25 protein-coding genes and 2 pseudogenes are annotated in these 19,758 nt (G+C 41.8%); 5 read left to right on the top strand and 22 right to left on the bottom strand.

Annotated features, from left to right (window positions below):
* Position 1 precedes the first annotated feature (1 nt).
* The 13 genes and pseudogenes from ACFFRD_RS03235 to ACFFRD_RS03175 all read right to left on the bottom strand — a co-directional run bounded on the left by ACFFRD_RS03235 (position 2) and on the right by ACFFRD_RS03175 (position 12,234).
* The gene (locus ACFFRD_RS03235) at positions 2 to 3,223 is read right to left on the bottom strand and encodes a beta-ketoacyl synthase N-terminal-like domain-containing protein (protein WP_392476630.1); all 3,222 of its coding nucleotides are present in this window, start codon (positions 3,221 to 3,223) and stop codon (positions 2 to 4) included.
* Positions 3,224 to 3,269: 46 nt separating this feature from the next.
* Positions 3,270 to 3,407: pseudogene (locus ACFFRD_RS03230) on the bottom strand (DUF4277 domain-containing protein); the annotation flags it as partial.
* A 147-nt stretch (positions 3,408 to 3,554) separates the two neighbouring features.
* A pseudogene (locus tag ACFFRD_RS03225) lies at positions 3,555 to 4,058 on the bottom strand (IS630 family transposase); the annotation flags it as partial.
* A gap of 384 nt (positions 4,059 to 4,442) precedes the next feature.
* On the bottom strand, positions 4,443 to 5,003 hold the full coding sequence (locus ACFFRD_RS03220) for a WGR domain-containing protein (protein ID WP_392476628.1): 561 nt from the start codon (positions 5,001 to 5,003) through the stop codon (positions 4,443 to 4,445).
* Positions 5,004 to 5,150: 147 nt separating this feature from the next.
* Positions 5,151 to 6,773, bottom strand: a complete 1,623-nt coding sequence (locus ACFFRD_RS03215) for an AAA family ATPase (protein WP_392476625.1) — start codon at positions 6,771 to 6,773, stop codon at positions 5,151 to 5,153.
* Between the two features lie 91 nt (positions 6,774 to 6,864).
* Positions 6,865 to 7,068 carry a DUF2997 domain-containing protein gene (locus ACFFRD_RS03210; protein WP_322728785.1) on the bottom strand — a complete coding sequence of 68 codons (204 nt, stop codon included), beginning with the start codon at positions 7,066 to 7,068 and terminating at the stop codon, positions 6,865 to 6,867.
* A 2-nt stretch (positions 7,069 to 7,070) separates the two neighbouring features.
* Positions 7,071 to 7,520, bottom strand: coding sequence for a DUF1257 domain-containing protein (locus ACFFRD_RS03205; RefSeq protein ID WP_392476623.1), 450 nt, complete (start codon positions 7,518 to 7,520; stop codon positions 7,071 to 7,073).
* A 117-nt stretch (positions 7,521 to 7,637) separates the two neighbouring features.
* Positions 7,638 to 8,711, bottom strand: coding sequence for a hypothetical protein (locus ACFFRD_RS03200; protein ID WP_392476621.1), 1,074 nt, complete (start codon positions 8,709 to 8,711; stop codon positions 7,638 to 7,640).
* Positions 8,712 to 8,878: 167 nt separating this feature from the next.
* On the bottom strand, positions 8,879 to 9,148 hold the full coding sequence (locus tag ACFFRD_RS03195) for a hypothetical protein (protein WP_392476619.1): 270 nt from the start codon (positions 9,146 to 9,148) through the stop codon (positions 8,879 to 8,881).
* 143 nt (positions 9,149 to 9,291) lie between these two features.
* Complete coding sequence (locus ACFFRD_RS03190) at positions 9,292 to 9,564, bottom strand: hypothetical protein (protein ID WP_392476617.1); 273 nt, start codon at positions 9,562 to 9,564, stop codon at positions 9,292 to 9,294.
* Positions 9,565 to 9,771: 207 nt separating this feature from the next.
* The gene (locus tag ACFFRD_RS03185; protein ID WP_392476615.1) at positions 9,772 to 10,326 is read right to left on the bottom strand and encodes a hypothetical protein; all 555 of its coding nucleotides are present in this window, start codon (positions 10,324 to 10,326) and stop codon (positions 9,772 to 9,774) included.
* A gap of 137 nt (positions 10,327 to 10,463) precedes the next feature.
* Positions 10,464 to 11,357, bottom strand: coding sequence for a hypothetical protein (locus ACFFRD_RS03180; RefSeq protein ID WP_392476613.1), 894 nt, complete (start codon positions 11,355 to 11,357; stop codon positions 10,464 to 10,466).
* 115 nt (positions 11,358 to 11,472) lie between these two features.
* A complete protein-coding gene (locus ACFFRD_RS03175; RefSeq protein WP_392476612.1) occupies positions 11,473 to 12,234 on the bottom strand; it encodes a hypothetical protein in 762 nt (253 codons plus the stop codon).
* 228 nt (positions 12,235 to 12,462) lie between these two features.
* Between ACFFRD_RS03175 and ACFFRD_RS03170 the strand changes: the two genes are divergently transcribed.
* Positions 12,463 to 12,684 carry a hypothetical protein gene (locus tag ACFFRD_RS03170; protein ID WP_392476611.1) on the top strand — a complete coding sequence of 74 codons (222 nt, stop codon included), beginning with the start codon at positions 12,463 to 12,465 and terminating at the stop codon, positions 12,682 to 12,684.
* Positions 12,671 to 12,976, top strand: a complete 306-nt coding sequence (locus ACFFRD_RS03165; protein ID WP_392476608.1) for a hypothetical protein — start codon at positions 12,671 to 12,673, stop codon at positions 12,974 to 12,976. Before ACFFRD_RS03170 ends, ACFFRD_RS03165 begins: the two co-directional genes overlap by 14 nt.
* 473 nt (positions 12,977 to 13,449) lie before the next feature.
* On the opposite strand, the gene ACFFRD_RS03160 is transcribed toward ACFFRD_RS03165, so the two are convergent.
* Both ACFFRD_RS03160 and ACFFRD_RS03155 read right to left on the bottom strand, forming a co-directional pair.
* A complete protein-coding gene (locus tag ACFFRD_RS03160) occupies positions 13,450 to 13,740 on the bottom strand; it encodes an XRE family transcriptional regulator (RefSeq protein WP_229475544.1) in 291 nt (96 codons plus the stop codon).
* A 37-nt stretch (positions 13,741 to 13,777) separates the two neighbouring features.
* Positions 13,778 to 14,005 carry a hypothetical protein gene (locus ACFFRD_RS03155; protein WP_392476606.1) on the bottom strand — a complete coding sequence of 76 codons (228 nt, stop codon included), beginning with the start codon at positions 14,003 to 14,005 and terminating at the stop codon, positions 13,778 to 13,780.
* Positions 14,006 to 14,009: 4 nt separating this feature from the next.
* Between ACFFRD_RS03155 and ACFFRD_RS03150 the strand changes: the two genes are divergently transcribed.
* Positions 14,010 to 14,135, top strand: coding sequence for a hypothetical protein (locus ACFFRD_RS03150; RefSeq protein ID WP_392476605.1), 126 nt, complete (start codon positions 14,010 to 14,012; stop codon positions 14,133 to 14,135).
* Positions 14,136 to 14,262: 127 nt separating this feature from the next.
* Here ACFFRD_RS03150 and ACFFRD_RS03145 read toward each other — a convergent pair whose 3' ends face one another.
* The 5 genes from ACFFRD_RS03145 to ACFFRD_RS03125 all read right to left on the bottom strand — a co-directional run bounded on the left by ACFFRD_RS03145 (position 14,263) and on the right by ACFFRD_RS03125 (position 16,976).
* A complete protein-coding gene (locus ACFFRD_RS03145; protein WP_392476604.1) occupies positions 14,263 to 14,952 on the bottom strand; it encodes a thermonuclease family protein in 690 nt (229 codons plus the stop codon).
* A 152-nt stretch (positions 14,953 to 15,104) separates the two neighbouring features.
* A complete protein-coding gene (locus ACFFRD_RS03140; RefSeq protein WP_392476602.1) occupies positions 15,105 to 15,557 on the bottom strand; it encodes a DUF1392 family protein in 453 nt (150 codons plus the stop codon).
* A 163-nt stretch (positions 15,558 to 15,720) separates the two neighbouring features.
* The gene (locus tag ACFFRD_RS03135) at positions 15,721 to 16,209 is read right to left on the bottom strand and encodes a TIGR00725 family protein (protein ID WP_392476601.1); all 489 of its coding nucleotides are present in this window, start codon (positions 16,207 to 16,209) and stop codon (positions 15,721 to 15,723) included.
* Positions 16,210 to 16,333: 124 nt separating this feature from the next.
* Entirely contained in the window at positions 16,334 to 16,609 is a 276-nt protein-coding gene (locus tag ACFFRD_RS03130) for a UBP-type zinc finger domain-containing protein (RefSeq protein WP_084227073.1), read from the bottom strand.
* A 175-nt stretch (positions 16,610 to 16,784) separates the two neighbouring features.
* On the bottom strand, positions 16,785 to 16,976 hold the full coding sequence (locus tag ACFFRD_RS03125; protein ID WP_104899669.1) for a hypothetical protein: 192 nt from the start codon (positions 16,974 to 16,976) through the stop codon (positions 16,785 to 16,787).
* 88 nt (positions 16,977 to 17,064) lie between these two features.
* Between ACFFRD_RS03125 and ACFFRD_RS03120 the strand changes: the two genes are divergently transcribed.
* Together ACFFRD_RS03120 and ACFFRD_RS03115 are read left to right on the top strand one after the other, a co-directional pair.
* The gene (locus tag ACFFRD_RS03120) at positions 17,065 to 18,426 is read left to right on the top strand and encodes a TrpB-like pyridoxal phosphate-dependent enzyme (protein ID WP_179076343.1); all 1,362 of its coding nucleotides are present in this window, start codon (positions 17,065 to 17,067) and stop codon (positions 18,424 to 18,426) included.
* A 191-nt stretch (positions 18,427 to 18,617) separates the two neighbouring features.
* Entirely contained in the window at positions 18,618 to 18,977 is a 360-nt protein-coding gene (locus ACFFRD_RS03115; RefSeq protein WP_392476059.1) for a hypothetical protein, read from the top strand.
* On the opposite strand, the gene ACFFRD_RS03110 is transcribed toward ACFFRD_RS03115, so the two are convergent.
* Positions 18,910 to 19,242, bottom strand: a complete 333-nt coding sequence (locus ACFFRD_RS03110) for a hypothetical protein (RefSeq protein ID WP_392476058.1) — start codon at positions 19,240 to 19,242, stop codon at positions 18,910 to 18,912. The two genes, ACFFRD_RS03115 and ACFFRD_RS03110, sit on opposite strands and share 68 nt — an antisense overlap.
* Before the next feature lie 196 nt (positions 19,243 to 19,438).
* Positions 19,439 to 19,714, bottom strand: a complete 276-nt coding sequence (locus tag ACFFRD_RS03105) for an HU family DNA-binding protein (RefSeq protein ID WP_292723339.1) — start codon at positions 19,712 to 19,714, stop codon at positions 19,439 to 19,441.
* Positions 19,715 to 19,758: the final 44 nt, after the last annotated feature.

The raw sequence follows: 19,758 nt of genomic DNA, 5'->3' as shown, positions 1-19,758 counted from the left end.
TTTATATTTTCTGGTTAAGTAGAAGTTGAATTTCTTTCAGCTCGTCTTGAATATCTGTCGCGATTAGTTCCTCTTTAATGGCATTCGCGATCGCATCCTCGCATAGTACTTTGAGTTCAATCTCAACAACTGTTTCTTGATTGTCATAGTTATCAATCTCAAATTTTTCCTCTAATTCCCCTACAAGAATCTTATTTATTAAATACTTAGCAAGCTGTTGAATATTAAAATGTTCAAACAATCTTGTCACTGAAATAGAACAACCCAAACTGGTCTCTAAGATATTCCTGAGTTCCAGCATCGTCGAATAGTTCATGCCCATATCAAAGAATCCTAACTGCAAATCTGGGCTTTGGGAGTCATGAAATCCTAACAATTTACCAATCACACCTTGCAAGTAATGTATTATTAGCTCCTGGTGTTCTCTCTGGGGAGTTTTCTCGAGTTGTTGTAAAATACTTGAGCATTGTTCTGAAGGTTCAGGCTGATCTGAATGCTGATTAATTAAAATCTTTAGCAGTTTAGGCAGCAATTTTTGCTCTTCTTCAGTCAATTTTTCCGCGAGATTCAAATCTTGAACTAGCCCTTCTAGATTAAATTGATTCAGTAGGTTAACAATTCGATTTGAGCTATTTTCTCGGATATCTTTTTGATGCCCATTTTCAGATGTTTCCAACCAATAGCGTTGTCTTTGAAATGGATAAGTTGGCAGTGCTACTTTGCGACGGGAATAATCTTGGTCAAACGCTGACCAATCAATCTTCACCCCTTTCATATACAACTGCCCTAAACTAGAGAGCATCTGTTGCCAATCTTCTTGCAGAGGGTGTAATGAAGGTAAGCAGATACCCACTTCTTCTGGCAGACATTGACGACCCATGTCCAGAAGTATTGGCTTTAGTCCGATTTCTAAGAACAGTTTATATCCTTCTTGATGCAGGGTTTGCATACTCTGTCCAAAATACACAGGTTGACGGATATTGTTCATCCAGTATTCTGGAGTAGCAATTTCGTCTGTTACCTGTTGTCCGGTGACATAAGAAATTAGGGGGATTCGCGGCTGATTGTAGGTTATTTCTTTGGCTACAGCTTCAAACTCTCCTGAGATAGATTCCATTAACCTTGCCTTAGTGGCAATCAGTTTCAGTCCATCTTCTAGGCTGAGGATTCCTGCTACGGTTGCTGCCACATATTCCCCGACACCATAACCCATGACCACTTCTGGTTTGATGCCCCAAGATTGCCACAACTGAGCTAAGGCATATTCTATTGCAAACAGAGATGGTTGAGTGTATCTGGTTTGCTCTTCAAGTGAGGAATTTTCTGCAAGTGCTGTTGACTGTGGATATAGCACGGACAACAAGGGTTTCTCTAAATAAGGTTGCAGAATTTGGTCGCATTTCTCCAAAGTTTGACGAAACCGGGGTTGAGTTTGGTATAGTTGCCAACCCATATTTACATACTGAGAACTCTCACCCGTAAAGATAAAACCTACTTTTGGACTTTCGCCTCTTGCTTGTCCTCTCACCAGTCCATTTGTCTGATTAACTTTGAGGGAAATTTCCAGTTGTTTCTGTAATTCAACGTTAGATTCAGCTACTACAGCTAATCTTTGTTCAAAATGGGCACGCCCTGTATTAGCTGTGAAGCAAATATTTGCTATTGATGCTTCTTGATGTGACTGCAAATATCCTTGATATTTTTTGACCAGTTCCCCCAAAGCCTCCTCATTTTTTGCCGAAAGAGTCAAGATGTGTAAAGGACGCTCAAATTCTATCTTCTGAGTTTTTGGTTCTGGTGCTTCTTCAAGAACCACGTGAGCATTCACACCCCCAACCCCAAAAGAGCTTACACCAGCTCGCCGAGGTATGACTTCTCCATCTAACGTTTTTAACTGCTGCCATTCTTGAGTTTCAGAAACTATATAAAAGGGGCTATTATCTAAGTCAATACGTGGATTTAATTGCTGAAAATTTAGAATTTTGGGCAATTTTTTTTGCTTCATTGCTAAGAGGACTTTGATCACCCCAGCAATTCCTGCTGCTCCTTCCAAATGTCCAATATTGGTTTTAACTGTCCCTACACCACAATAATGTTTTTCAGATTTAGGCAGTTTATAATCTTGATATAGTTGTTTGAATCCTCTTTTCAAGGCATTAATTTCAATTGGGTCTCCTAAGGGAGTACCAGTGCCATGAGCTTCAATATAGGATACTGTATTAGGGGCGACATTGGCTTTGGTATAGGCAGTACGCACCACTTGGGCTTGGGCATAAATACTGGGAGAAGTCAAAGTTCGTGTTTTTCCACCATGATTGACAGCACTCCCTTTAATCACACCATAAATATGATCTTTATCCTCAATAGCTTTTGCCAGAGGTTTTAATAAAATTATCCCTGCTCCTTCCCCTCTAACATACCCATCTGCATGACTGTCAAAACTGTGGCACTGTCCTGTTGGGGACAACATCCCTAGTTGACTCATTTGGAGGTATCCTAGCGGTAAATTCATAACACTAATTCCACCCACCAGTGCTATTTCACATTCCTTTTCTTTCAGAGCATTCATTGCCAGATGGAGCGCTACTAGTGAACTGGAGCAAGCTGTGTCTACAGGAACACTCGGACCGCGAAAATCAAAGAAGTAAGAAATTCGGTTAGGAATCATGCAAGTCCAAGTTCCTGTTCCAAGATGTCCCTCGATGTTTTCTTGATCCTGGTTAAAAAAAAGGATTGAATCGTAATTACAAGCTCCAATAAAAACACCAACGGGACTTCCTGACAGTTGAGATGGTGAATACCCAGCGTCTTCCAAACAAGACCAACTCAATTCCAGCATCAACCTCTGCTGCGGTTCGGTCATTTTAGCTTCACGAGGGGAGATGCCAAAAAACTGGGCATCAAACTCGTCTGAAGCCTCAATCAGTCCAGACCATTTACTAATAGTTTTATTTCGCTCTTGAGGATTGGGAGAATAATACTTCTGGACATCCCACCTTTGGGGAGGAATTTCGCTGATGCTATTCACTCCTTGTTCTAGGTTGAGCCAAAATTGTTCGTAGTCATTGGCTCCTGGAAAGCGACAACCAATACCTATAACAGCGATCGCTTTACTCTTGTGGTGCGCTCCATCTTCGATTTGAGTGTTTGCTTGCTTTTTGACTTCAACTCCCTCTTGATTGGAAGAAAAGTCCTCTTTATCTCGTTGGGAATTTTGATTCATCTCAAAACTTCACTGTGGTGCGGAAACCTTAGGTCTTTCAATATAGTCCAGCCTCATATAATTTGTCCAATACGCGACCCAAACGGTCATCGTTTAAGTGTTCTGGACATACCCCTTCTCCTAAAAGATGCTCTGTAGCTTTGCCAACGAAAAACTTTTCAAACAAATATAATGGCGCACTCACGAACCAACCAGGGTAAACGCAAGAAAATTTATACCTGAAATGAGTTAGAGCGTAGATGAATCGAAGCTTGTAAAACTTTCAGCATATACTCTTCATCCATGCTGGCTCGCTTTGCTTTTTGACGAATAAGCTGCTACGCATCTAAATTTAATAAACGGCATTGCCTTTATTTTTAATCTTGCGCTCCCATTTAATAATAAGGCCTCCTTCATTTAACAATCTATTTAACAAATCTTCTAGCTGTGATACTGACTCAAACAATCTATGAGCTATATATTCTTTTGCTGAATGCCAAACCAATTCGATTAAATTATAATCTGGACTATAAGGTGGTAGGAATTCCAGGATAATATTTGGCATTTCCTCTTTGATATGAGCTAAAATATCTTTTCTTTTATGAAAGCTAGCATTGTCTAGAATAATCACTATTTTTGCCGAACAATCATTGAAACTTTCACTGAGATTACCATCCTCTACCCATTCCTGTAAGAGAAAATTATTCAAAGATTTAAGCTGCTCATAAAATACATCTGCATTTCCCTTTTTAATTACAAAATTTATTCTTTTTTTGTCGTGATAACGCAAACCTCCCATAATATTTACTCTTCCTTTTCTTCTTTGCCCTGTGATTTGTTTTCTTGTACCTTTCCTAGCTGGTCAGATATTTCTCTTATTTTTTGGTATTGAGAATCTATTTCCTGCTCCTTGTGGGTAGAGTGCCCATACCCGAATGGCACTAAGAAAAGCTGAAACTTCGTCAGGGCAGAGTGTGGGAGGTGTGGGAGGATGGGGAGGCAATGCAGCATTTGTTGATATGCAGTTATTCAATTTTTTTTCTTTCTCCCCACACTTCCCACACTTCCCACACTTCCCACACTCCCCACACTCAAAAGCCAGTTAAATCATGGGTTTGCGCTTATCTTAGTGCCATTCGCCCATACCCCTCCGACTCCCAAGAGCTAACAATTATCTTTGCCATAGCTTTATCCTTGTTGAATTCTGGAATTTTCTCACAATATTTTCCGCCAAGCTGATTTATAAATGTCGCCAGAAATTCTTGCTGATAGTCTTGAGACTGACTACCTTGGGTTGTGCTGTTGCTTCAGGGGCATGACCAACAGCCACCGCAGCAGCAAGTGGTGCAGGTGTCGCTAGCAGAGAATTGAGTAATCCCATTTGATAATCAACATCTTCTACTGAGCGATATACCCTGTATGGTTCAATTTGCATACCTAAAGGTGTTGGGACAATCTTCAGATATTGATTTAGGGCATTGATATAAGCAACTGAAAAATTTCTCTGCTCTACATAAGGACGGATAATCTCTAGTAATTCAATCGCTCTGTTGATTTCAGAAACTTCACAATTACTGTCGATTTGTGACTGACTTCTTCTGTAGCCTTTCATCATCTTTTCGGCTACTAGATTGTTGAATTTGCTAACGGCTCTCTGATGATTGCCTAATGTGTGAACTTTGGTTTGCGCTTGATAACCGACTCTGCCCCACTGCACTGTTAAGTTACCATCTTCGACAATGGCCGCCCAGAATTTATTGCTGTTTTGAATTGCGTCAACAAAGACTAAATAGATTTCCATCTTTCTTACCCTGTCAATTTCCTAACTTCAGGGCATTGCCCTATCTGAGATAGATATACTGAACGCGATCGCTACGAACTTAAAAGAGCGATGCCTGCGGCGGGCTGCGCCTACGCCCCATAGAATCAGGAGACAATCGCTTTTTCATCAGTTCATATTCCGAAACTTAGCAGCACGCAAAGACTGAGTTTTCGCTGCAACCACAGGACTACTAGCCCGTCGTGCGGTGGATGCCCATGTTTGCATTCTTTCAACTGCCGCAGCGTCCTGAATCGCAAGCGGGGTAATGGTTTGGCGACAGGTTTCCAGATCAGCAAGCGTTACCTGCTGCGGTCTATCCTTATCGAATGCCAGCAGTGCAGCTTCCGAAGCAAGGGTTTCCAGTTCTGCGCCTGAAAACTTTGCAGTGTTGGCAGCGATCGCTTCGAGATATTCAAGCTGTACTTGAATACCGAATCGCTCTAGGTGAATCCCTAAAATCTGTACCCGTTCTGGCTCAGTGGGCAGATCAACAAAGAAATTTTCGTCAAATCTTCCCTTCCTCTTTAGCTCACTTGGCAGTGCAGAGGGGTCATTGCAAGTTGCTACGACAAACACGCCACACTGAGATTCGGACATGAATGTAAGGATATTACCCAGAATCCTCTGTGAGACTCCACTAGTGTCACCACTGCCAGAAAGGGCTTTTTCTATTTCGTCTATCCATAAAATGCAGGGTGCGATCGCTTCGGCGGTCTTGAGTGCGCGGCGGATATTGCCCTCTGATTCACCAACTAAAGAACCAAGAAGAGACGCAATATCTAGCTGGAGTAGCGGTAGATTAAGGATGTTAGCAATGTTTTTAGCCAATAACGTTTTTCCAGTACCGGGTGGGCCAGCCAGCAACACACCTTTTGGTTGGGGTAATGAGAGACTTCGCGCCTCTTGTGTGAATAGTCGCCGCCGCCTCATTAACCACTCGCGCAGAAGATCCAAACCGCCAAACGGGATTATTGCAGGTTTTCCTAATTCGATACCCATTTGAGACAGTAGCCGAGTTTTGTATTCGACGGCTTTGGGGATGAAATCAGCGTCAACTACGACACCATCATTAGTTAAGTTTTCTTTGACTGTTAACCGAAGGAAATCACTAATTTCTTCTAAGGTTAATCCCAGTGCTGCACGAGAAAGAGTTTCAAATTCAGCATTTTCTAGCGTAACAGTGAAAGTCAATTCCTGTTCAATAGCTGAGTGTTGTAGGTCATGCAAATAAGAATTGAGATGAAGTAGTATTTGGTAAATACTAGGTAAAGGAACTTCACAATAAGGAATCAATCTGACTAGTGATTCGTGTAATTGTATATTCTGACCCAACAAGACAATGCGTTTATCTGTGGGTTTTAACCTGTGGTAAAGGTTTTTTACCTTGCTTAAAATCTCCCAACTCAATTGGGGTGAGTTCTTAGCAATGAAGGGGTGAATATCTCCGAGGATAAATACACCATTTCCGCTAAAGTTAGCAATGTAATCAAACACATATAACAGAGGGTCAGCGTGTGGTGGTTTCTTGTACTCCGTAACTGGCTTAAACACCAATCCCCCATCTGCTGCAATTAAACATTGTTCTAAGGTTGATACTCCCAGATTCCAGAAGAAAACTGGACTGTCGAGTTTTTGTTGAGCTTCGGTTGTCAACCACTGAATGATAGTTGCCTCATCGGGGGACAGGACATCAACTGCGGCGATCGGGATTTGTGAATCGAGCGTGGAGAGCAGATTTGAGAGTTTCATGTCAATTATTTCAACTACTTCATTTGTGAAATGGCGAAGCCTTTATGATCAGCAGTTACCAGCCGAGTTAAAACTGGTAACTGATGACTGATTACTGACGCAGGCGTATTTGACTACTATTCGTAGTGCGAAGCTGTGGTGCTGATTCTTCTTTGAAAACGCGATCGCCTACAACCCCAAGTGCCTCCTCAAACGGTTGTGTAGCCGATAAACAACTCAAATCTTTGAACCCCTCCGCTTCCACGCGAACTTCACCTGTAGCGCTGTCGAAATGAATCAGTATTGAACGTTCCATATTTATCTCCGTGCAAATTGTTGAACTTCTTGATGTCCAGCAAAAGTCAGCCGTAGAGTTTGCACACTTCCGTTAGTTGATTCAGCGATCGCACATTCACCAAATTTTTCTTGTAACTCGGCAGCTTTGACACGAACCAAATGCTTACCATAAGCCAGCATTAGTTTATTACTGAAAAAGTCTTGTCCCAACTTAGGAACTGTTTCATAACTATCGTGTATTACCTCGTACACGCCGCTTGACTGATTCCATTTGAACCCGATGTCTGCACGGGCTTTTATGGTGCGACCAGATACGATAATTTCAGCAGTTTGACCTTGAGAGCCACCGTAGTATCCTTTTAGTGATTGTGCTGTTTCATGTACTTGCGGATTCAGTTTCAAGTCTTGTAAAGCTTGTATTAGACATTCACGGTTAGCAAGCTTGGTTTTAACTGTTGAGAAATGTGACATGAGAATTTTGTTCCTATAGTAGAAAGAAGTGCGGTACTCTTTTTGAGATGTATATGCTGCATTTTTCGTTTAAGGTACTTAGTCTTGAGCGAATTCACCCTCGCCCAAGACTGTTTTTTACCGGAACTTAAACGCGCTGACTGTAGCTTTCGATAAACCCACGTCGCCAGTTGCTAGCTCTTGGAGATTGCGCTGTTCGTCTAATAACTTGATCCGAATTTCTTCCATCTTTTGCTGCAATTGACTGCGCGTATCTGAACCCAGATTCTTCGACTCAATCGCTGGATCGTTAACGATAGAGTCCAAGTGCGTCATCATCGCTTCCAAGCTGCTGCCAGCCTCTGGGTCAGCATTCGCTAGTAGTACCTGAACCTTCATCAGATGGCGTTGCATCTTCTTTTTAAACTGTACGGGCTTGCGTCCTGGCTCCCAGTCGCTTAATTCTTCAAGCAATTGGGCGGCAAGTTGTTCACCACCAGCGATCGCTGATTCCCTCAATCTCTGTTCCAGATTTTGGTCATACTGTTGGATGAATTTGGTAATCTGGTCTAAACACTCGGCTTGCTGCTGGTTGAGTTGTTCAGAGAGGGCAGGGATAATCACCGGGCGACCAATAACGACTTGTAAATAGTCTTCAAGGTCGGTCAGAGTCGGAAATGCTCTTAGCAAGTTAGCTTTGACTGACTCTTGCTTATCCTGTGCTAATTCCCAGGTGTTAAGTGAGAGGAACTGATCAATCCGCTCTTGATAATCAAGAAGTCCCGCTTCGTAATCAGCTTTCAATTGATTACGTAAACCAGGGGCGATATTATCTCTGATATTAATTAGCTGATTCCATACCAGGGGAGCTAAATCAATCGGACAAACCCAATCACCAGTATCAGCAGACATCCACTCTTGAACTGAGGCGATTTCTTGACGAAGTTGTGCGGCAGCTTCATCGAGCTTTTTAAATACCTTGATTCCGCGTAATCCGACTTCGGAATTAGTAACTTTCACAAGGTCTGATTCAATTTCAGAAACTTCAGCTTGTAGTACATCTGCCCATTTAGGAGCAGCCGATTTTGTACTTTTTTTCAACTGAATACGGAAGCGAATACGGGTTTTATTTAATTGTGAGAAATTGTGGCGCTCGACTACTGCATCAGTTAGGAAATTTGTAGCAATAGGGTTGTCGATTGCTTGTACCATTATTATTGACCTCAATCATTATTTTTCACTTCGATTAAGCGAAGCTTTCTTTGTGGTGATTTCTCAAGAGAGCGAATGTCTGTAGTAGCTCTATAGATTACTTTTGTAGAGCTTTTTTGCAGGCGAATATGTCTTTTAATGACTGGTGGTTTATGTATTGACATGGCTTAAAATAGCTGAAGTTGCTGCGAATTATCCTGTACCACAGGCTTGTTATAAGTCATGCCTTCGACTTCATAACAGCGAGTCATAAGTTTGTTTCGATTTAGCCGAAAGCTGGCTTTTTTTCTTTGATTTGGCAGAGGTACAAATAGATACTGTGGATGTTGTATACTCCCCTCATCTCCCAAATATCGGGAAAGTGTACCGTTGATTTGGTAAACTTTCGATGAACTTAACAGTGTCGCGTCATACACTTTAATCAAATTTGTTTCCATCTGATTAGTATTCAAGTAGAGCGTGTGATAATCTTTAGTGGAATCGATTTTTCTCTACAGTCAGACTGATTAAATCTGACTGTAGAGTTTTTCATGCATAATTCGTTACTTTTTTGTTAATTACTGATTGAGAGTGACAAATACTACAGATAGAAATACTCGAAAATCAGATTTAATTTTTCCTTTGATTCATCTGACAGAGCATTAAAATCAAACTCTTTGGAGTCCCAAACTTCATCAAGGCTTGTAGACTCATCAATAATATTTGCAATCAAACAAGATTCATCGTCGTACTTCCAGCCATTTGCTAGGAGCCACGGCAAAACTCCCTCAGATTGCAATAGTTTCTCAATGTCGAATGAGTCAGAAAACTGCTGCAAGTTTTCGATACTAGGGTGAACGATTGTTGTAGTCATTTCTTTTGATTGGTGAATAGGTAGACAGCAAAAAGAGGGGGAAAGGTTAAAGGGGAAAGGGAAAGGGATTCATGAATTAAATCATCCTTAGAAAAGCAAGGTTTTTACCTTTACCCCTTTCCCTTTTCCCATTGCCCTTCTTCATTAGCTGTAGACAAAGTTTGAGCAACTTCTAATTACAGTTGCCCAAGCCCTGTTTACAACAAGTTAGAACACCATTTCTGCCGCAGCTTTGGTTACAGCAATTGCCTGCTTGCTGATCTCGCGCCAGTCGCTTTGCTCGTTGTAGGATGCCATCACTAATTCCGACTCTACCCATATCCGACAGAACAACACGTTTTCATCTGTCGTCCCAGGGTGCGGCTGTAGTGTGATGGGAGAATATAATTGTTGTGGGGTCAAAGTTGCGATCGCCGCAAGTATGCACTTTGAAAAATGGGTATCGTAGCCTGATTCTAAGATATACGTCCGGTCTGCTTGCATAGTTATTAGCAACTTGCAGGTTTCTTTCTTGCGGCGTTCTGTATTCTCAAACCGTAGTTCTTTAAGATATCCAGTTAAGGCAGTTTGAGGGACATCACTCGGTTCACCATTTAGTGTGTACCATAGCCCTCCGTGCTGGCGATTACAATATATCTTGCAATTGCCAGCTTCACTGTGCAATCCTAATTTCGGCTTATTGATTGCTGCAACTAACTGCTTGAGCAATTCTTCCTGGCGCATCAAAGCAGCAAGTAGTTCAGCATTTTCTTGAGGGTTCATTTGTTTGTACCAAAAGCATTTTCACTTTTGCATTGGCGTAGCCGTTTAATTGTGATATGTGAAGCGTAGAGCCAATAAAATAGCGCTCTTGATTTCACAAAAGCGCTTTTTATTACTCATTATTTGCCCTGTACAGATTATTGATGTGAATTAAATCTTGCTAGCAAATCTTCACGAGATAATTCAAGGCATAGGGGAGTAAATTCTTCTGGTGTTAACTGCAATAAACTCTCGACTACTCTTGAGAGTTCTTCATCCACAGAACCAAATCTGAATCTTAACAAGTTTTCTACAACTTGACGGCGTTCTTGTTGCACTCCTTGCTGTTTAGTAGTTTCTTCCCACTGCTGGTAAGCTTGCGACAAATTCATGATTAATTCCTGCTCATCTTCTGTTAAAGTTTCTTGCTGTTGAACTATAATTACCCGCAAATTAGTAATCAGTTTGAGAGTATTTTGTCTTAATTGGTTGCTTTCAGGTAATGCCAGCAATTCATCAATGGCAGTACGTTGCGTTTCGCCTCTACCCAAAATCCTTAGCCATAATGTTTCTTCTGTTACTGGTAGCTCGTTAACCGCTACTAGTGCTGCCCTAAAACATTTCTGGAAAAAGTAAACTCCCCTGCTCCACTTTTCTAAATCTAGTTTAACCTCTAAATCCTCCAACAGAGAGGCTGAAGCGCTAGGCGATATAATCCACAAACGCGCTAAACTATCTTCTGGTAAACTGGTTTTCTCTCGCTTGGCTTTACGTTGTGAGTCTGCAATCACGGTGAACAGTTTCAGAAAACAGTTACGTACCTCTGATCTACTTGGTTGATTGCGGAATGGTTCCAAAAGTGCCGTATTTAACACAGCGATTCTGCCCAATAATCCAAGATTTTGAACTTGGGCAGTTGGTGTGCTTGTAAACAAAACGTCAACAAATCTGGTTTCATCAGTTACTTGTTTGTTAACTTCTACTCTACCTAAAGGAGACAACAACTCCTCTAATAATTCCTTAGAAAACTGATCGTAAGGCTTGCTACTCATGTTTTAAAGACGAACTGTATTTTATTTTACAAAGATTGGTTATGGTTGCATGGTGGGTTTTAATACCCACCATTTCACTTACGCCGCTACCAACTCCCGACAAACTTGCGGTAGTTCAATCGGAGCAGTTGCCCTGGATAGCACCTCTACAGCCTCTTTTACGCTCCAATACTTCATGCCATCGCCACAGCGCCAGTAAGTATGTCTTGGGGTCGTTTTCCCAGACTTCATCAGCGTTTCTGACCTTGAAGAGTATGCCCAAGAACTCACCATCTAGATATACATTGTGAGCCGTCTGGAGGTCAGTGTGTCCTACATAGGTCAGTCGATAGCCGTCCACTGGTTCGCACAAGTCTTCTGCACGAGTCCCGCGATACGAGCAGTTACCGCACCCATGACCTTCGCAGTCTGGACAGATGGCAGCAGGCATATTCCACTTCGGCAGTGTAAAATCCCATTCAGCAAGGGGGGTTAATAGTTGAGGCTTCTGCGAAGTGTAGCAACCAGCGTGACCAATTACCTTGTCAGGATAGTACTGGATGCTCAACGATAACCAATCACAATTACCCAACAAGCCTATTTTCTCAGAAGCTTGTTTTAATTCCTCATCTTCCTGGTGATTGCACTCCACTGGAGTAGAAAGACTCGCTTTAACTTCTGCTACTGCACGTTTGAAACACTCTTTGTGATATCGAGCATAACCGTGGGTCATTTTTACCCACACAATATCATCCGAGTTTATCCAGATAGTCACTACATCTTCGGGCTTGCACTCTTTTGAGTAGTCCGACTGATTGACGATGGTTGCGATGATTTGGCGATCGCGTGTGGTTAACGGATCTTTTGTTGGCGCAGGGGCTGAAAGTTGTGTAATCATTAGAAATACCTCTTAAATGGGTAAAAAGGCGATCGCGCAGTTTGTCCGACGGAGCGATCGTCCTATTTTTATTAGTCAGTTTGTTGTGGCTTGCACAACACTCTCAATCTAGATTTGGCGAAGCCTTATAGAACCCATTTGGGATCTTGGAAGAACGGGTAAAATAAGAAAAAAATGCCGTACTCCAGCAGCTTAAGCGACACATAGTGGGCAATCATTGAACCACTATTGCCGCAGAAAAAGCAAGCCAGACCACCAAAGTGGACAAAGCGACAAATCTTAGATGGTATCTTGTATCAACTCAATGCAGAAATACGTCCTGAGAGTTTTGCGATCGCCCATAGCGATCTTGTAAAATCATTTTCAATTGTTGAGAATTCGCAAGAGAAAAAAGTTTATGGCACAAATGTCGGGTCAAGACCCCTCGGAAATCACAATGGCAACGGTTGATGAAGAACGAAAAGGCGCAACTTTCATCGGTACGGTCATCCTTGGGATAGATCCTGATGCTGGGGAAGTCGTTTTCTTTAGAGACTTTTTAATTGAAGATTATAAAGGCGAACTTACCGCAAATCTTGCAACAGATGGCGATATAAAGAAAAGCATTGATTTAGGCGAACTCGATCATAAAAGCCCCAGTTTTAGGCTGCCAATTCCGCTAGGAACGGATACATTACCCTACAATACAGTCGTGTTGAGCGACAAAAAAAGCAAGAAAAAAATCCTGACGATCAATCTATAAAATTTGTAACTTAGCTCGTAGTTCAGCCAAATTCGATTGCCCTCCTGTATAGATATCAAATGGGTTCTATAAAAGTGTTCAATGGTAAAGCGTATTAACTGATGTAAAAACACCAGACAGCACAAAGCTGTAGAGAAGATATTGGATTTATCGTGCCCTCTGTACAGCCACAGCCATGTCGAAACAATTGAAAAGGCGATTACATACTGAGGAGTAATAATCGCCTTAATTCTGAAAAGATTGAAGTTTTTACAACCAGTTTTTAGACGTGGTAGGTCATCGGAATCATCTCGCGGTGGCTTGGCCATTACAAGTTTTAGGCTGCGGCTACTTATCCCGCCGGCTATTGGTTTCTAATAGTTTTGTTGCTAATTCAATTTGATTGGTTTGAGTTTTGAGCGCTTCTTCCTTTCTCCCAGAGGCATCGCGCTCAATTCCTCTCTTGTATATATAATCTACAACACAGTGTTGTATTATGTCAATAGAGTTTTGCATATTTCTTGTAAACTTTCAGGATTGATTACTAACGCTGGAAATAACTTCCAAATAGGTACATCAAGCGCATTACAAATAGCAAACGCATCTTCTTTGGAAATTGATTCTGGTCTATTTCCAGGGTTTGCCCATTCAAGGTTTTGGATAAAAGTATTGCTGCGACCAGCTTGAATCGCTAATTTATCTCGGCTAGTTTTACCCCGTAGTTTTCTCAATCGCTGTGCTGTTTCTTCATCCCAAGTAAAACGAGATACATAGGACAGTTTCACAAAGCAGACCTCCTCCGTCATTTAGCTCTCCTCTAATTTACAACACCAACTTGTGTTTTTGGAGTTTTTTGATTACACTGAGGTAGTGATAACGCAAAAACGATCGCCAGCCAGGAAGCAACGCGATCGCTTTGCAGAACTCATTTACAAAAAGTAAGCCAATTATAATGCTGACACACTTTTGATGTGTTTCAGAAATCAACCAAATACCCAAGTCTGGGCAGATAGCCAAATACGCGATACCCAAGGGGTATGTTAATGCCATCCAGATGGCTAAAGCTAACCGTAAACTTTTGTCTGACTACATAAGGCTAAAGTCTACAAAAGATTATTTACAAGCACTTGGGAACGATATAGGAATTCCCATATCGTCTCTAATAATTGACACGTTTTGAAGCATTTTCTTCTTCCAAATGAACGTATGGCTTTATTCTTCGCTTAACACTCTTTTTAGTTATTTCAGCTTACAATTTGTCCGACTTCTGCTGACAAAGGCTGTCCAAAATCTTTTTAAAATCACATCTACCGTTCACATCCAATCCCATCTTCATCTCGGTCAAACCCATGAGGATCGGGTGGCAGTACTTTAAACCTTCGTTGGCTAATATCTCGGCAATCTAAGTCTGGTGAATTCTTTGTCAGGCAAAAATCTGGGTAAGCAGGATCACAGTTATTCTGTTGCTGCGGTTGAATCGCCTGTGAAGTTGTCTTTTGGGTAGCTCTGTGGCGGAAGTCCCAAGGCATTACAGGATTAGCCTGGCTCCAAAATGCTAAACGCTGTTGTTTGGCAGTGTTTTCACCTTGCAACAAGCTATCTTTAGACTCCCGACAGCCTTTGAGGTACTGACGATAGACTACAGCCTGACCCTCTTGCACCATATTGAGGTTGACGCTGCGATTCTCGACAAACACCTCTGCAACCAAGCGCTTGTATTTGTCAGTTTCAATAGCACGTAGGGTAATTCCTTGTCCCACTGGCAGCAATTGTTTAAGTCTTGCTGATGATTGCTGTCCCCAAGGGTTTTGCTTCATCTCTGGTGCATCAATGCAAGCGAGGCGGACAGTCACAGTTTTGTTACCAGTTCTCACCCGTATGGTGTCACCGTCACCTACGCTTACAACTGTAGCGGTAAGATTGTTGGCAAATACGGGTAACGACATTTGAGCTACAAGCAGAACGCTAATTGCAACAAAGGGAATTTTCGGAAGCATCTGTAGTAATAATCACTATATAATACTTATGATGCCCAGAGAACTAATTAAAAGTAGCTAATAAAAACAGCTAATAAAACCAGTAACTTGAGATTAATAACCCAAATTGTTAGTTAACTTGGGGCTGCTCTTTTGTCGCAACTTAGTAATTGTCATACACTAACATTGACTAAATCAACATCAGCAAGCCATATTGTTCTGCTTTGGGCAGACACTTCTTCTAAAATTGGAGAGCGCCACTCTACCCCATAAAGCCAATTATCTTTGAGGCTAAAAATTCCTTGAATAATACGGCGTGTCGGCTGTTCACCGAAATCAACCTCAACTATGTCCCCCAATTCAAAAGCTGGAGTGGAAACAGTGGACTTTTCTAGTACATTTGTTGGATGAAATTCTTGTTCAGCTAAGTAGAGAGTTTCATTCTGGCAAACAATTGCATAAATCCATTCCTGTTTTTCCCACAAAACACCACAGCAGTAGCCTGACAAGTCTGAGATTGGCAACAAAACTCTTTCTAACATTCTTACTGCTACTGGAGGCATGGTCTGACCCCACTCAGGAGAAATATGCCAACAAGATTCTAAAGCGGTAATTTGGTTAATCATCTGGGAATGTTGTTCTCTTTTTTATACATACACTCACTTGCTTCAGTCTGATCCGGAATATAATTTAAATATCGGGAAGCTAACGCAACAGATGGGGATTTAAACCCAATCAATTCGAGAGCCTCCCAATTTGAGAAGACTTTACTGATTCACTAATTCGTAACTAAGATAAAATTGTTTTGGCAGTAGCGATCGCCTGCTCCACACTCTCCACAATATAAACATTTTCTGGCGACAGTTTTTTAAAGAAAAGTTTACTTTCTTCATCATTATTCAACAAAATTACTTGCTTATTTGCTTTCAAAGCTAGAGCAATTTCTGAAGCGGTTCCTGCACCCATCCCGCAAGCAATTACCACATCACTGGTAAGAACGTTAATATTGTTCCTAGAATTACCCATGTCTGTGAAAATAGCAATATCCACCCAAGAGGACATACCATCCTGATTTTCACCTGGAAGAATACCAATAGTTAAACCATCAGCAGATTTTGCACCTTTACTTACTGCATCCATTACCCCTACATTTCTACCACCAGTGAGTAAAACCCATCCTTGTTTAGCAATTTCTTGACCTAATATATAAGCATCTTGTAAATCATTTGCTGTCGCATTTTCTCCTCTCCCCATAACTCCAATAATAATTCTTCGCATAAAATTTCAGATGATACTGGTTTTGAGCGACAAGTCAAAGCTTTCTCCCTAAAAGGGCAATTGGCTGAGGCGTTGGGAAAATAGAAATCACCCTTATAGGGCAGTAAAGAGCGTTTACCTCACTTTAGTAGTTTTTTGCCTGCTCATCCAAAAAACACCATAACCACTGTTCTCCTAACTCAGCCGAGCTAATTACTGAATGTCCAGTTTCCTCGTAATGCCGTCGGGCATGTTGATGAACAGAAGAATCACAGCACAGCATCTTGCCGCAACTTTGACAAATACGGAGATGCACCCAGCGACTGTTTATTAGGATACACTCTTCACAACGAAATACTGGGTAGTTTGCTTTAGAAATCAGAGTTTCCGTAGTCAGATTGTCTAAATGTTCGCAACTCATAGGAATTTGAATGACACGTTAATCAAAGTATAGATTAGTGCAGGAAAACTTCTATTTAATACAGCGATAGCTGCACCAACGCCTGCCAGAGAATGCCCGAATGTGAACAGTGCCTCTTGTATTGAGAAGGGCTGTAAGGCTAGGGCAAAGCTTTGCAATCAAACCAAAAATTTAATTAAATATCAATATTTATCTGTTCTATCTGTCTAGCAGCTTTATCCCAAAGCTTTGCAGAAGCCTCATCTTTCCAATGATTTCTGAGATTTTCTGCTTTTTTATGACTGATTCGTTCTAACATTTCTAGAACTGCGGCTAATGTTAATTGATCAACAATTGCCTCTAAAGACTCCATGTATTCTTTTGTCATAACTAACCTCTTGAAGAACAATAAAAGTTAACTTTTTTCTTGGAGAATCGTAAATGTACAATTTTACTGTTGTGCATAACCTAATTATATGGACACGATTAAATACGTTCTCACTGAAAACCAAATGCCAAAAGCTTGGTACAACATCCAAGCTGACTTGCCACAAGCCTTACCACCAGTTTTAAATCCTGGTACTGGTAAGCCAATTACACCAGATGAATTATTACCTTTGTTTCCATTGGCACTGATTGAGCAAGAAGTTAGCCAACAAAGATGGATTGAAATACCAGATGCAGTGCGCTCTATTTATTGCCAGTGGCGACCAACTCCTCTTTATCGTGCCCGTCGTTTAGAACAAGCTTTAGATACACCTGCCAAAATTTACTACAAATATGAGGGTGTTAGCCCCTCTGGAAGCCACAAACCCAATACTGCGGTCGCCCAAGCATACTACAATAAACAAGCTGGAGTCAAAAAGCTAACTACTGAAACGGGAGCCGGACAGTGGGGATCATCTCTAGCTTTTGCCGGTGCGCTATTCGGTTTAGAAGTCTTAGTTTATATGGTAAAGGTTAGCTACCAGCAAAAGCCTTACCGCCGAGCTTTAATGGAAACCTACGGCGCGAGGGTCGTTGCTAGCCCAAGCACTCAAACCCAAGCCGGACGTAAAATTCTTGCACAAAATCCCAATAGTAATGGCAGTTTAGGGATTGCTATTAGTGAAGCTGTAGAAGTAGCTGCTGCTGATGAACAAACTAAGTATGCTTTAGGTAGTGTTCTCAATCATGTACTGCTACATCAAACCGTGATTGGTCAAGAAGCATTGACTCAATTAGAAATGGCAGGAGATTATCCTGATATTGTTATTGGCTGCACTGGTGGCGGTAGCAACTTTGCCGGAATTGCCTTCCCATTTCTCGGTGCTAAACTGCGAGGAGAACGAGATATACAAGTAATAGCTGTTGAGCCTGCTGCTTGTCCATCATTGACTCGTGGAAAATATGCTTACGATTTTGGTGATACTGCCCACTTAACCCCACTTACCAAAATGCATACTTTAGGTAGTAGTTTTGTTCCCGAAGGAATTCATGCTGGAGGCTTGCGCTATCACGGTATGGCTCCCCTTGTTAGCCACATTGTGAATTTGGGATTAGTTGAATCACGTGCTGAATACCAACTCGCTTGCTTTGCTGCTGGATTAACTTTTGCGACTTCTGAAGGAATCTTGCCAGCACCAGAAGCTAATCATGCTGTCAAAGCAACAATTGACGAAGCTCTGCTCTGCAAACAAGAAGGAAGAAGCAAAACTATCCTGTTTAATCTTTGCGGTCATGGACATTTTGATATGCAAGCTTATATCGATTATCAAGCTGGACGGCTTGTTGATACTGAATATAGTGCAGAAGAAGTGGCAATGGCCCTGGCAGGATTACCTGTAGTTGATTCGTGACCCAACAATTCCCTTTTTCTTTGTGACGCTCGAAACAACTATACAGTTGAACCAACAAGCGATTGGTTGAAACAGGCAATATACTGGTACTATGCCGAAACTAAAGAGAGTGCAATTGCTGTCTCTTATACTCACATAATCCTCACCTTGTCTGTACCGTTCACCCTAATGGATCAGTTGCTGACAGATGCTTGGACTTTCGAGAAAACCCCAACGCCGAACCAGTAGAACTATGGGAACCAGAAGGAGCCATTTATTACAACGGCGAGTTGATTGTGCAACCACAAGAACGGTGGACGCAACAGCAAAAGCTGGAGTTACTTGACTGGCATCCGATGTTTACAGGTAGATGCCCCCGGTGTAGTGCTGAATTTGACCGGGACTGGTCAGCACGGGTGCATTGGGACTGTCAAAATCCAGAGTGCGGATGGATGATACTGTTTAGAGCGTTCATCGCAGACGTTGGCGTAGCCATCGCTCTAACTACTTCCTTGCGCTTAATGCCTGTTGACTTAATTGCATCACAATATTTTGGGGCAATGGGTCTATGACAGCATCAGTAGGCAGTGATTCGATAAAAGCTGTTACCTCTTCCCCAGTTTTATATTTCCCCTCACTCCAAGCATCAGCAATCTGTTTCGCTACCCGGTCAGCATCATCAGGGTTCGCATGGGCGGTAATACATTGAATATCATTACCTGTAAATGATATCCATGTCTGCCAAAGTCCCGTAACTGGATGCTGAACAATCCCTGTGGTCAGTTCATTGTCCTCAAGTACTGCTTTCTTTTTTGGGCCACCGAATCCTTTAAACATTACTTTCTTTAGTAAACGCTATCTTTTCAGAATGCCCAAAATAAATGCAGCGATCGCATTCTTAGCGGGCGGTTACGCCATCGCGCTTTTTTTACATCTGCAATTCAACGACTCACGTTCCCTCTAGCGTTGCCTTGAGAACTGCGAACGCTACAGAGGAAGCAGTGATTGGATTGCTAGTGGCAAAGCAATTCATCTATGGCGCTACTTTTTCTTTAAACTGTTTCCCAGCAGAAAACGCAGGCACTTTGGTCGCCGGAATTGTCATTGGCTCATTCGTTTTAGGATTACGCCCTTCGCGTTCTGAGCGATCGCGCCGCTCAAATGAACCAAACCCTATGAGCGTTACCTTTTCACCATTAGCTACAGCTTCGGTAACAACTGACAAAAAAGCACTGATGACTTCATCGGCTTGCTTTTTTGTGATGTTGGTCTTTGCTGCTACAGCATCCACTAGTTCACCTTTGTTCATAAATCACCATGAAGTATTGCCAGTAACGGAAATTTAGCATTAAT

This window comes from Nostoc sp. C110 (assembly GCF_043099725.1).
Lineage (GTDB): Bacteria > Cyanobacteriota > Cyanobacteriia > Cyanobacteriales > Nostocaceae > Nostoc > Nostoc muscorum_A.
Note: the sequence above shows the minus strand (reverse complement) of the source record. Positions and strands in the feature narration are given on the sequence as shown.